The sequence below is a fragment of the Streptomyces sp. NPDC042002 genome (assembly GCF_055588305.1).
Genome location: NZ_JBVJCT010000016.1, coordinates 1 through 12528, shown reverse-complemented (window position 1 = coordinate 12528; position 12528 = coordinate 1). Strand labels below are relative to the sequence as shown.

General features: G+C 70.1%; 12 protein-coding genes. 10 read left to right on the top strand and 2 right to left on the bottom strand.

Features of this window, described 5'->3' with window-relative positions:
* Positions 1-10: 10 nt before the first annotated feature.
* Complete coding sequence (locus ACZ6KY_RS23265; RefSeq protein ID WP_469312202.1) at positions 11-199, top strand: DUF397 domain-containing protein; 189 nt, start codon at positions 11-13, stop codon at positions 197-199.
* Positions 192-452 (top strand): DUF397 domain-containing protein, encoded by a 261-nt coding sequence (locus tag ACZ6KY_RS23260; RefSeq protein WP_469312201.1) that lies wholly within the window; start codon positions 192-194, stop codon positions 450-452. Before ACZ6KY_RS23265 ends, ACZ6KY_RS23260 begins: the two co-directional genes overlap by 8 nt.
* Before the next feature lie 17 nt (positions 453-469).
* On the opposite strand, the gene ACZ6KY_RS23255 is transcribed toward ACZ6KY_RS23260, so the two are convergent.
* Positions 470-1111, bottom strand: a complete 642-nt coding sequence (locus ACZ6KY_RS23255) for an SRPBCC family protein (protein ID WP_469312200.1) — start codon at positions 1109-1111, stop codon at positions 470-472.
* Positions 1112-1499: 388 nt separating this feature from the next.
* On the opposite strand from ACZ6KY_RS23255, the gene ACZ6KY_RS23250 reads away from it, so the two are divergent.
* The 7 genes from ACZ6KY_RS23250 to ACZ6KY_RS23220 all read left to right on the top strand — a co-directional run bounded on the left by ACZ6KY_RS23250 (position 1500) and on the right by ACZ6KY_RS23220 (position 10679).
* Complete coding sequence (locus ACZ6KY_RS23250; RefSeq protein ID WP_469312199.1) at positions 1500-2825, top strand: S53 family peptidase; 1326 nt, start codon at positions 1500-1502, stop codon at positions 2823-2825.
* A 520-nt stretch (positions 2826-3345) separates the two neighbouring features.
* Entirely contained in the window at positions 3346-3654 is a 309-nt protein-coding gene (locus ACZ6KY_RS23245; protein ID WP_037622434.1) for a hypothetical protein, read from the top strand.
* 209 nt (positions 3655-3863) lie between these two features.
* Entirely contained in the window at positions 3864-4712 is an 849-nt protein-coding gene (locus tag ACZ6KY_RS23240) for a DUF8175 domain-containg protein (protein ID WP_469312198.1), read from the top strand.
* Positions 4702-6033 (top strand): hypothetical protein, encoded by a 1332-nt coding sequence (locus tag ACZ6KY_RS23235; protein WP_469312197.1) that lies wholly within the window; start codon positions 4702-4704, stop codon positions 6031-6033. Before ACZ6KY_RS23240 ends, ACZ6KY_RS23235 begins: the two co-directional genes overlap by 11 nt.
* Positions 6030-7589, top strand: coding sequence for an SCO6880 family protein (locus ACZ6KY_RS23230; protein WP_469312196.1), 1560 nt, complete (start codon positions 6030-6032; stop codon positions 7587-7589). The genes ACZ6KY_RS23235 and ACZ6KY_RS23230 overlap by 4 nt, the downstream gene beginning before the upstream one ends.
* A gap of 14 nt (positions 7590-7603) precedes the next feature.
* Positions 7604-9028 (top strand): ATP-binding protein, encoded by a 1425-nt coding sequence (locus ACZ6KY_RS23225; protein WP_469312195.1) that lies wholly within the window; start codon positions 7604-7606, stop codon positions 9026-9028.
* A 1-nt stretch (position 9029) separates the two neighbouring features.
* Positions 9030-10679 (top strand): type IV secretory system conjugative DNA transfer family protein, encoded by a 1650-nt coding sequence (locus tag ACZ6KY_RS23220; RefSeq protein WP_469312194.1) that lies wholly within the window; start codon positions 9030-9032, stop codon positions 10677-10679.
* A 134-nt stretch (positions 10680-10813) separates the two neighbouring features.
* Here ACZ6KY_RS23220 and ACZ6KY_RS23215 read toward each other — a convergent pair whose 3' ends face one another.
* A complete protein-coding gene (locus tag ACZ6KY_RS23215) occupies positions 10814-11374 on the bottom strand; it encodes a GNAT family N-acetyltransferase (protein ID WP_469312193.1) in 561 nt (186 codons plus the stop codon).
* A gap of 146 nt (positions 11375-11520) precedes the next feature.
* Between ACZ6KY_RS23215 and ACZ6KY_RS23210 the strand changes: the two genes are divergently transcribed.
* Positions 11521-12282, top strand: a complete 762-nt coding sequence (locus ACZ6KY_RS23210; RefSeq protein ID WP_469312192.1) for a CDP-alcohol phosphatidyltransferase family protein — start codon at positions 11521-11523, stop codon at positions 12280-12282.
* The last annotated feature ends 246 nt before the right edge of the window (positions 12283-12528 follow it).

Sequence of the window (12528 nt, the reverse complement as noted above, 5' to 3'; positions counted from 1 at the left end):
AGGACCTGACATGCCCACCGCCACCTGGCAGAAGTCCTCGTACTGCGGCGAAGGAGAAGCCTGCGTCCACATAGCCGGAGAACCCGGCGCGGTCCGCCTGACTGAATCCGGTGACCCCCGCGGAGCGATACTCACCGCCGCTCCCGCGGCCTTCCGCTCGCTCCTCAGCGCCCTCAAGAAGGAACAGGACCGTGACTGACGTCCCCTCGGACCTCGACTGGGTGCGGGCCGCGCCCGACGACGCGACGGGGCCGGGGCCCTGGATCGAACTCGCCTTCGGTGAGGACGACTTGGTGTACATCCGCGAGACCGGTGACCCGGCGAACGTCGTCACCACCACCCGCAGGAAGTGGGACGCGTTCGTCCTGGGCGTCCAGGCGGGCGAGTTCGACCACTTCGTCGAGGGGCTGGAGGACGAGCGGCCCCCGGCTCCCGCCGAGGACCGCTCGTGACCTGAGAACGGGCGCCCTCACTCGGGCGGTTCGGCCCCCGTGTACGCCGCCGTGGTGCGGTCCGCCGAGCCCCGGGCGCCGTCCTCGGGCTCACCGGCGGCGACATTCGCCTCGTACCAGCTCTCGCTGCTCAGCGTGATGAAGCGGCGGCCCTCGTCGGAGGCCAGCCAGGCCATGCTCTCCTTCGGGTCCACGGAACCGCCCGGGGACCCGAGGTGGCCGGCCAGGCCCATCAGGCCGAGGTCCCAGCCGACGCCGACCGCGCCGGGCCCGAACTGCGCCCAGCGTTCGTCGCCGACGCGGGCGATGTGGTCGAGCTCGAACCGGGTCCGGTCCCCCTCCGGGGTCACCCGCACCTCGATCCAGCTGACGTCGCCGCCGATCTCCCAGGTCGCGGCGTAGCTCTCCGGCGGCTCGCACCGCTCGATCGTGCCGCCCGCGTTGCCCTCCAACTGGTAGGTCCCGCCGAGGCGGAGGTCACCCGAGACGGGCAGGAACCAGCGGGGGATGCGCTCGGCGCTGGTGCAGGCGTCCCAGACGTCCTCGACCGTCGCGTCGTAGGTCTGACCCAGCGTCACCACACGGGCCTCGCCCGCCTTGAACCCGCGCGTGCCGACGGTGCGGCGCACGGCGTTGATCTGGTAGTCCACGTCGATCACGGTTGCTCCTCCGGAGGTCTTCCCTTGCCGTCGCCGGACCCCCTCAGGCGACGCTCCCGCTTCCCCCGCACCGGCTCGGCCCTCAGGCCGTTCCCTATCACGGAAGTGGACGGCCGTCCGGAGAACGCCCCACCATCACCAGTGCAATTCCCCTGAACGGGCTGTGAGTTGAGTCAAGCGGCCGTCAGCCTCCAGCCATCCGGGCGCCATGGGGAGGTCACGTGCCCACCGCGTTCAGCAATGCGGAAGTAAGGCTTCCATAAGCCTCTTGTTGTCGCGTACTCAACAAGGGATGGTCGTCCGCGGGCCACACGGCCCACCGCCGGGGACACCGCACCGGCGGCGCACCCGCACTGCCCCTGATCAACCACTCCCAGGAGGCTGTACGTTGCGCACGACACTCCCCCCGAGACCTTCCGCCGGCCCGACGCGCGGCAGGTGGCACCGAACCGGCGCGGCCGTCCTCGGCGTCGCCGCCCTCGTCCTCGCGGGCCTCGGCGCCGCCGGGACCGCGGACGCCCGTACCGGCGTCGCCAAGGTCACCCCCCACGTCAGCTGGACCAGGGCGTGCGCGACGCCCACCAGGGCCGACGTCGCCGCCTGCGATGCCAAGCGGGTCACCAGCGGCGTCACCGAGTACCTGGCGGAGAAGGCCTTCACCAAGGGCGTCACCCCCAAGGCCGCCGACGCCTCCACCCCGTCCGGATTCGGACCGACGGACCTCCAGGCCGCGTACGGCCTGACCTCCGCCGCCGCCTCCAACGGCTCCGGCGAGACCATCGCCATCGTCGACGCCTACAACGACCCCAACGCCGCGGCAGACCTCGCGACGTACCGCTCGTACTACGGCCTGAGCGCGTGCACCGTCGCCAACGGCTGCTTCAAGCAGGTCAGCCAGACCGGCTCGACCACCTCACTGCCGACGAGCGACAGCGGCTGGGCCGAGGAGGAGTCCCTCGACCTCGACATGGCGAGCGCCGTCTGCCCTAAGTGCAACATCCTCCTCGTCGAGGCCAAGTCCTCCAGCATGGCCAACCTCGGCATCTCCGTGAACGAGGCGGTCACCCTGGGCGCGAAGTACGTCTCGAACAGCTACGGCGGTTCCGAGTCGTCCTCCGACACCTCGTACGACACCTCGTACTTCAAGCACACCGGTGTCGCCATCACCGTGAGCGCGGGTGACGAGGCCTACGGCGCCGAGTACCCGGCCGCCTCCCAGTACGTCACCTCCGTCGGCGGCACCGCGCTGACCAAGGCGACCTCCACCACCCGCGGCTGGACCGAGTCGGTCTGGAAGACCAGCAGCACCGAGGGCACCGGCTCCGGCTGCTCCGCGTACGACACCAAGCCGACCTGGCAGACCGACACGGGCTGCTCCAAGCGCACCATCTCCGACGTCTCGGCGGTCGCCGACCCGGCCACCGGCGTCGCGGTGTACGACTCGTACGGCATCACGGCCGGCTGGTACACGTTCGGCGGCACCAGCGCCTCCTCGCCGATCATCGCGGGCGTCTACGCCCTCGGCGGCACCCCGTCGAGCGGCTCCTACCCGGCGAAGTTCCCGTACACGAAGGCCGGTACCTCGGCGCTCAACGACGTGACCTCGGGCAACAACGGCACCTGCACCACCAGCTACCTCTGCACCGCCACCACGGGCTACGACGGCCCGACCGGCTGGGGCACCCCGGAGGGTGTCACCGCCTTCACCGGCTGACCTCCGGAGTGCGGACTGCCACCGGGAGACGTGGGGTTCCTCGGCGGCACCCGGAGAACGGGCCGCGGCAACCAGCCGCGGCCCGTTCCCCGTGCCGGACGGCCTTCCTCCGGAGCATCGGCCCGGCGTACCGCGTCCACCCCGCGCGGACGCGGCGACCCGGGGAACAACGGCTCGACGGACCGTCAGAAGTGGTCCGGCCGACCCGCGTCCGTTCGAATTCGCCCCGCGCGTGAGCCGTAGAAGGGGACAACGACGGAACCACACCCCAGGTTTCGCTCCCATTTCATTGCCCGGCGTGACCGCCCGTGATACACAGAGTGACGATACGACTCTTCGTGTACCGCCGTACGCCTCTCAAGAGGGTCCCGCGTACGCCGGTGACAAGGAATTCGTACGAATCCCGCCAACCAATGACGTCAAGTCGACATGCGACGGCGTCATTGTCGGCGAGAATGGGCCCGACCTCTGCGCGCAGTGGCAGGGGGTGCAGAACTACCCACTAGGGGCGGTGACTTACATGCTTTTCGCAGCCGACAAGGGCGACATCAACACAATCATCGGTGGAATCGCCCCGGACTGGGGTCCCTTCGGCAGCCTGGGCAACGAAGCGAAGGTGATGGTCGAGGTGGTGATGGCGGTCGCCATCCTGCTCTGCCTCGGCATCGCCATCTGGGGCGCGGCCAAACAGCGCATCGGCGCGACCGCCCTCCGCGACACCTTCAGCGCCGAACAGGGCAAGGGCCTCATCATCGCCGGGCTCACGGGAGTCTTCATCATCGGTTCCCTCGGCACGCTCTTCACCATCGTGTACGGCATGGCCGTGTAGCCCGGCCGGGCCGCGCCGCACCCGGCGCACCGTCAGTCCCCGGCCGGGCGCGCCCGGAATTTCTCCTCCCCGATCCACCCGTCCGTCGTGCCCACCGGCTGAGGTTGCGTTTCCCTGATGTCGAGTCACCACACCGCGCCCGCGCGGGAACCAGCACGGCTACCGTCGTACTACTTGGTTCAGCGAGAGGTTGAGGGGGCGTACGCGGCATGAGTCTCGGTGACGAACCCGGGTACGGGGACGGCCCGCGCGGCGAGGACGGGGGGTACGGCGGCTCCGGCCAGACCCGTACCCGCCTGCCCGACCGCCCGGGCGACGTCTACGGCGGCGCGCGGCGGCGCGGATCCTCCTCGCGGAGCCTGATCACGGTCGTCGGCGTGGTCGTCCTCCTCATCGCCGCGATCGCCTTCGCGAACCGCGGCGACAACTCGGCCTCCTCGGGCGCCGGCAGCGGCGACAAGGCGAAGACGTCCCCCACGGCGGCCTCCGGCGACCACCCGGTGACCTCGAAGGCCGCGGGCATCCCGACCGGCTTCGCCCACAACACCCAGGGCGCGCAGAGCGCGGCGGCGAATTACGCGGTGGCGCTGGGTTCGGCCGACATGTTCAACAAGGCCAGGCGGGACCAGATCCTCGCGACCGTGATCACCCCTTCCAAGGTGACCGAGTTCGCGGCGACGCTGGACGAGGCGTACACGCCACAGTTCAACAAGAACGTGGGCCTGAACGAGGACGGCTCAGCTCCGCAGGGCTACACGTTCGTCTCGCGTACGAGTCCCATCGGAACCAAGGCGACCGCGTCCTCGAACAACGCGGTGACCGTAGAAGTCTGGTGCGGTGGTCTGCTCGGCGTCGCCGGCGAGAACTCCAGCAACCCGGTCACCAGCAGCTGGTTCACCATCACCATGAAATTGGAGTGGACCGGGGGCGACTGGAAGATCGTCTCGCACTCCCAGAAGGACGGCCCCGCGCCCGTCCCGGGCGACGACCGGGCCTCCAGCGCCGACGACATCGCGAAGGCTGTCGAGGAGTACGGAGGGTTCACGTATGCCCGCTAACCACCGCGTACTCAAAGTGACCGCAGCAGTCGGGGCCGTACAGGCCGCGGCGGTGCTGCTGGCCACGAGAGCGGTCGCCGCGCCCACGCCGTCGCCGTCGCCCTCGTCGACCAGCAACCACTGCAGCCTCATTCACGGGCCCGCCAGGAACTACTGCGACAGCGGCACCAAGGGATCCGGCAAGTCCGGCCTCAGCGGGGACACCGGGGTCGGGTCCACCCTTGACCCCCTGTCCTCGCTGGCGAAAGGCTGTGCCGACGCCGCCTCCTGGACAGTCGACAAACTCTCCGCCGCCGTGAACGAGACCGCCAACGTCGACTTCACGAACGCCAAGTTCCTCCAGCAGTACGCCGTCGTCTTCGCGGCGTCCTCGATCCTGACGCTGCTGCTGTGGCTGCTGGCCGTGACGAAGCGGGCGGTGCGGGGTGTCCCCCTCGGCACGGCCATCTCCGAGGCGATCGGGTTCCTCTGGCTGACCGTGCTGGCCTCGGCGTTCACCCCGCTGATCCTCTACACCGTGGTGTCGGCGACGGACGGCGTGACGGAGGTGCTCGCCAAGACGACCGGCAACCAGACGGACGCGTTCTTCGGCACCTTCTCCGGCGCCCTGAACAAGGGCGGCAACATCGGCGGCGGCCCCATCATGCTGATCGTCGTCTCGATGGTCTCGATCCTCGCCGCCGGAATCCTCTGGCTGGAGCTGGTCATCCGGGCCGCCCTGCTCTACGTCGGCGCCCTCCTCGGCACCGTCGTCTACGCGGGCCTCGTCGACAAGAACCTGTGGGGCCACGTCCGCCGCTGGGCGGGCATCATGATCGCGGTGATCCTGGTGAAACCGGTCATCGTGATCGTGCTCGGCCTCGCCGGAGCCCTCAGCTCCGACAACGGACCCGACGCGTTCTCCGCCGTCGTCTCCGGGCTCGCCATCATCCTGCTGGCCATCTTCGCCAGCGCGATGATCTACCGCTTCGTACCGGGCTTCGGCGACGAGATCGCCGGCTCCCGCAACAACCGCATCATGCAGGGCGCCGAAGGCAAGGCCGCCGCCGTGATCAGCTCGCCGGCCACCCTGGTCGCGCAGGGCATCAAGACGCACAGCACGCGCGCCGACAACAACGGAGGCGGAGGCGGCAACAGCCAGCCCCGCCCCGCCAACCCCGCGTCCGGCGGTGTCGCCGCGCACAGCACCCGTACGCCGAACGGAGGCGGTGGAGCTGTCCCCTCCGCCGCACCGCCACCGCGTACCAGCCCGGTCAACACCCCGCACGCGAGCAACACCCGCAACAGCAGTACCAACCGCACGGGAGGTGAAGGGCGTTGACGACCGAGTCCCACCTGTCCCATCCGGTCACGCCCCGCCGTACATATCTCATCGGCCGCGCCCGGCCGAACGCGATCGTCGGCCGGAACCGCGAGTCCGGCGAGATCGCGCTCATCATCGGGGGCGCGTTCCTGGGCATGATGTGCGGCCTGCTCGTCCCGGTGCTGTCCCTGCGGATCGTGCTGCTGATGGGCTTCCCGCTGCTCGCGCTCGCCGCGGTGTACGTCCCGTACAAGCGCCGCACGTTCTACAAGTGGTTCGAGATCAACCGCAGTTACAAGCGGAACCTGCGCCAGGGAACGGCGTACCGCAGCCCCGTGATGGAGGCCGGCATCCGCCTCGAAGGCAAGGAGGTCGAGATCGGGCCGCCGCCCGGCATCGGGCGGATCTCCTGGCTCGCCGCCCCGTTCGGACCCGACGAGATCGCCGTGCTGCTGCACGCCGACCGGCGGACCGTGACGGCCGCGATCGAGATCGAGGGACCGGGCGTCGGTCTGCGCGACAGCGAGGACCAGGAGGCCCTCGTCGACCGTTTCGGCACGCTGCTCAAGCACGTGGCGAACGGCGACGGCTTCGTCACCCGCCTCCAGATGCTCGCCCGCACCCTCCCCGCCGACCCGGACGCCCACGCCAAGGACGTCTCCGTACGCGGCGACGAGCGCTCTCCCGGATGGCTCCAGCAGTCGTACGACCAGCTCCAGTCGATGGTGTCCACGAGCAGTGAGCAGCACCGCGCCTACCTCGTCGCCTGCATGCACTACTCGCGTGAACTGGCCGCCGAGGCGAACGCCATGGGCCGGGCGGCGCGACCGCAGGGCGGCCGGAAGGTCGACCGGGACGCCGGACTCGCCGTCGTCATGGCCCGCGAGCTGACCGACATCTGCTCCCGGCTCCAGGAAGCCGACATCCGCGTACGGCAGCCGCTCGGTCAGGGACGCCTCTCCTCCCTCGTGCACTCGATGTACGACCCCGACCACCCGATCGACCACATCCAGGCGATGACCAAGCGCAACGCCTGGCCGGCCGAGCTGGACGCCATGGAGCCGACGTACCTCCAGGCGAAGACCCGCGAGTCCTCCACCCGCGCGCCCTGGTGCCACGCCACGGCCTGGGTGAAGGAGTGGCCGATGACCCCGGTGGGCGTCAACTTCCTCGCCCCGCTCCTCGTCCACACCCCCGACGTCATCCGCACGGTCGCCGTGACCATGGACCTCGAACCCACCGAGGTCGCCATCGAACGCATGCTGACCGAGAAGACGAACGACGAGGCCGAGGCCAGCCGCGCCGCCAAGATGAACCGGACCGTCGACCCGCGCGACATCGCCTCGCACAACCGCCTCGACCAGCGCGGCGAGGACCTCGCGAGCGGCGCAGCGGGCGTCAACCTCGTCGGCTACATCACCGTGTCCTCCCGCAACCCCGAGGCCCTCGCGCGCGACAAGCGCACCATCCGCGCCTCGGCGGGCAAGTCGTATCTGAAGCTGGAGTGGTGCGACCGCGAGCACCACCGGGCCTTCGTCAACACACTGCCGTTCGCCACCGGAATCCGCAGGTAGGGGCTGATGCACTGATGCGGGATCCGCTGTCCGCCGCGACGGACGCCTTCACGTCCTTCCTCTTCGGCAAGGTCGAGACGACCCGCCTGCCCGTGCGCACGTCCACGGGCCAGGCGCAGGCGGTCTACCTGCCCACCGCCGCACCGGGCCTCGGCGACTCGGGCGTCATCATCGGCCGCGAGGTGTACTCCGGCAAGGGCTACATCTACGACCCCTTCCAGCTCTACGGGCAACAGCTCCCGGCCCCGCACTGGCTCGTCCTCGGAGAGTCCGGCAACGGCAAGTCGGCCCTGGAGAAGACGTACGTCCTGCGGCAGTTGCGCTTCCGCGACCGCCAGGTCGTCGTCCTCGACGCCCAGGGCGAGGACGGTGCCGGTGAATGGAACCTCATCGCGCAGGAGCTGGGAATCACTCCCATCCGGCTCGACCCGACGGCCGCCCTGGACATGGGAATCCGGCTCAACCCGCTCGATCCCGCGATCACGACGACGGGCCAGCTGGCACTGCTGCGCACCATCATCGAGGTCGCGATGGGACACGGCCTCGACGAACGGTCCGGCTTCGCGCTGAAGGTCGCGCACGCCTACGTCAACGAGACGATCGTCGAGCGCCAGCCCGTGCTCACCGACATCGTGGAGCAACTGCGGCACCCCGAACCGGAGTCGGCCGAGGCGATGAACGTCGCCATAGACGACGTACGGGCCTGGGGTCTGGACGTGGCACTGGTCCTGGACCGGCTCGTCGACGGTGACCTGAGGGGCATGTTCGACGGCCCCACGACGGTCGGCATCGACCTGGACGCCTCCCTCACCGTCTTCGACCTGTCACACATCGACCGGAACTCCATCGCCATGCCGATCCTCATGGCGATCGTGGGTGTGTGGCTGGAGCACACCTGGATCCGGCCGGACCGCAAGAAGCGCATCTTCCTGGTGGAGGAGGCGTGGCACATCATCAACAGCCCCTTCGTGGCCCAGCTCTTCCAGCGGCTGCTGAAGTTCGGGCGGCGCCTCGGCCTGTCCTTCGTGGCGGTGGTCCACCATCTGTCGGACGTGGTCGACGGAGCGGCGGCCAAGGAGGCCGCCGCGATCCTGAAGATGGCGTCGACGAGGACCATCTACGCGCAGAAGGCGGACGAGGCGCGGTCGACCGGCCGGGTCCTCGGCCTGCCCCGCTGGGCGGTCGAGATCATCCCGACCCTGACCCCGGGCATCGCGGTCTGGGACGTCAACGGCAACGTCCAGGTGGTCAAGCACCTCATCACCGAGACCGAACGCCCGCTGGTCTTCACCGACCGGGCGATGACACAGTCGTCCGCCGACCTCCGCTCCGACGACGCGATGCGCGCCGCCGAACTGGAGGCCGAGGAACGGGCGGCCGCCTTCATGGAGCAGCACCTCAGCGATCTCGACGGCTCCACCGAGTCCACGGTGGCGTGAGATGAGACCGCGTCCCGACCAGCACGATGGCCGGCCCGACCTCCGGCGGGAGGGGGCGGGCGGCATCCCCGACGGCCTGCTGATCGGGGTGCTGGGGTTCCTCCTCGGCATGACCCTGATGGTGTGGACGGCGACAGGCCTCGCGGGCTGGTTCTCCCGCGGCGCCTGGCCGGACGCGATCACCTTCACCCGTACGCCACTGGCCATGCGGCACCTGATCGGCGCGCCGCACGACATCGCCGGCGCCTGGCCCGACACCCCCGCCGCCCAGCTGTCCGGCTACGGCCTCTTCTGGGGCCTGTTCATCGGCCAGTTGATGGTGCTGCTGGTCCTCGCGGTGTTCGTGATGGGGACGGTGGCACGGTGGCGGGCGGGACGGGCGCGAAGACGCGCGAAGCCCGCGGCGCCCGTCGCTTCCACCGAGATCCCTGATCCGGTGGTGCCGACGGCCAGGACGGAACAGCGGCCGATCCCGGCCCGGCCGATGCCCGCACAGCCTCTGGAGACGGCCTACGGGGCAGTCGAGGACGAGCTGGCGGGCGCCCAGGCCCGCGATCTCGCGGGCGAACAGACGCGCGGACACGTACGCGAGCAGGAACGCCGGCAGGCACACGGACAGGCGGGCTCGCAGGCACGCGAAACCGCGGGCGGGTGGGGCACCGTCGCCTCCGAAGCCGCCGCGTCCCGGGCCGCCACGGCACCCCGGCCGGAGCCCACATGGACGTCCGCCCGCGCGGTCGTCCTCGCCCCCGCCGAAACCCGCCACCCCGCCGCGGCCCAGGCCGTGCGGGACGCGGAGGGCCCGGCCCTCGTCATCACCTCCGACCCCCGCACCTGGTCGGAGACCAAGGACGCCCGCGCCAAACTGGGCCCTGTCCTCCTCTACGACCCGGCCCATCTGTGCGACACCCCGGCCCGGCTCCACTGGTCCCCCGCCGCAGGCTGCGAGGACAAGGAGACGGCGGCGGCCAGGGCGGTCGCCCTGCTCGCCCCGGTACGCCCCACCGCCAAGGCGGACCAGGCGATGGCCGATGTCGCGGAAACGCTCATGCGCAGCTATCTGCACGCCGCCGCGGTGGAGGGCAAGACCTTCCGCCATGTCCACCGCTGGGCCCAGGGCTCACAGGTGCAGGACGCCGTACGGGCCCTGCGGACGCATCCCAAGGCCGCGTCCGGCGCCGCCGGCGAGCTGGAGGCCGCGCTCGTCTCGCATCCCGAACGCCGGGACATCGCGCAGGAGCTGACGGCACGTGCCCTTTCGGCCTTCGGCACCGTCAACATCCGCGAATCCTGCGCTCCGAACCGAAATGACAGCCTCGCCTTGGATTCCTTCGTCAACGAAGGGGGCACGCTTTATCTGGTCGGCGAACCCATCGAGGACCCCAAGGCGAACCCCGGCGCCATGCCGCTCCTGACGGCCCTCGCCTCAAGCGTGGTCGAGCGTGGCCGGCGCATGGCCGAACGGTCATCCTCCGGTCGCCTCGACCCACCACTCACGCTCGTCCTGGACGACATCGCGGCCGTGGCCCCGCTCCCCCAGCTCCCGGATCTCCTGACGACGGGCCCGGCCCGCGGCCTGCCGACCCTGGCCCTCCTCCGCTCCCGCGAACAACTCCGCTCCCGCTGGCCGCAGTACGAGCTTCCGGTCTGACGCGGGGGTCTGGTTGACGCGGGGGCAGGTCTGACGCGGGGACCTGGCTGACGCGGGTGCAGGTCTGAGGCGGGTAATCGGTCTGCTGCCGATGCGGGTCTGGTGCCAGGGGTGACCCGACGCCTGTCGGCGCCCTACCCCCGAGTCATCACGAACTCCAGCTCCAGCTCCCCGGTGGCCCCCGGCATCGGCACCGTCTCTCCGGTGGGTACGAAACCCGCCTTCCGGTAGAACGCCTCGGCTCGGCCGTTCTTCTCGTGCACGAAGAGCCGCACGCGCTCGAGCCCGCTCTCCCAGGACCACGCGAGAGCGGCATCGAAGAGCGCCCGGGTCACCCCGGCCCCGCTCCCCCGGTACTCGGGTCGCACGAAGACCGCCACCAGGTGCCCCTGGCTCCGCTCGACCACCTTCCCGAACGGATCCCGCACACCGGCCTCCTCGACCAGCACGGTCACGGATCCGGCCCACACCCCGTCCGGACCCTCGGCCACGATCTGCTGCCGCTCGCCGACACCGACGGCCGCCCCCGCCGTCCGTTCCTGCCAGAAGGCGTCGGACTTGGCGGCGGCGTCCTCGTAGGTCTCCAGGAACGCGAGGTGCGCGACGGGGTCCCGCAGGGCGTCGAGTCTGAGTTCCCTCGCCTGACGCCATTCCTCGGGGCGTATGGAGCGGAACACGTAGGTCTTGGGGGTCATGGCGGTCACCGTAGTACGCGCGTACGCCGACGATCACCTGATATCCACCCTGCCGGTCACCACCGCCCGGACCCCCGTCATGCTCTTCCCTGTACGACATTGCCAGCCGACCGATCCAGTGCCAGTTCGCCAGGGAGAAACACCGCATGCCCAAAGTCCAACTAGAGGAACTCCGCAACGTCATTCACCCCGCGGGCAAGCTGGACAGCAGGGCGGAACACTGGGCCGGCCGCCTCTACATGAGGTCCCTCTCCCTGCGCGTGACCCGCCACCTCGTCGACGCCCGCATCTCCCCGAACCAGATCACCGTGATCATGGTCTTCGCGGGGATTCTCTCCGGAGTCGCCCTGATCCTGCCGGGCCTCGGCGGCGCCGTGCTCTCGGTCCTGTTCATGCAGCTGTATCTGCTGCTCGACTGCGTCGACGGCGAAGTGGCCCGCTGGCGGCGCCAGTTCAGCCCGCTCGGCGTCTACCTGGACCGCCTCGGCGCCTACCTCGCCGACGCCGCCGTCATGGTCGGCATGGGCATCCGCGCCTCCGAGCTCGGCCTCGACCCCTATCTGGTGGCCGGCCTGGTCGCGGCCATCGGCGTCCTGCTCCTGAAGTCGTCGTCCGACCTCGTCCACGTGGCCCGCTCCGACAGCGGCATGGAGAAGGCGACCGACCAGTCCGTCGTCCCGCGCTCCAGCGGTCTCGCGCAGATCCGCCGGCTGGCCTCGGCCGTCGGTCTCCACCGCCTGGTCAACGGCATCGAGTGCACGATCCTGCTGCTCGTCACCGCGGTCGTCGACCTGGCGCTCGGCGACCTGACGGCCACGCGGATCGCGACCGTCGCCGTGACGGCGATCGTGTGGCTGCTCGTGCCCGCACACATCGTCTCGATCGTCGCGTCGTCCCGCCTGAAGTAACCGCACCACGAGAAAGGGGGCGGTCTCCACGAGGAGGCCGCCCCCTTTCTCGTCCCCCGACTCCTCGTCTCCCGACTGCTCATCCCTCGACTGCTCGTCTCCCGACCGTCCTACAGGACGACGCCCTACAGAGGTCCCAGTAAATAGTCCGGAACGCAGAAAACCCCCGTTACCGGTTTCCCGGTACGGGGGTTTTCAACAAAATTTGTTCGGCGGCGTCCTACTCTCCCACAGGGTCCCCCCTGC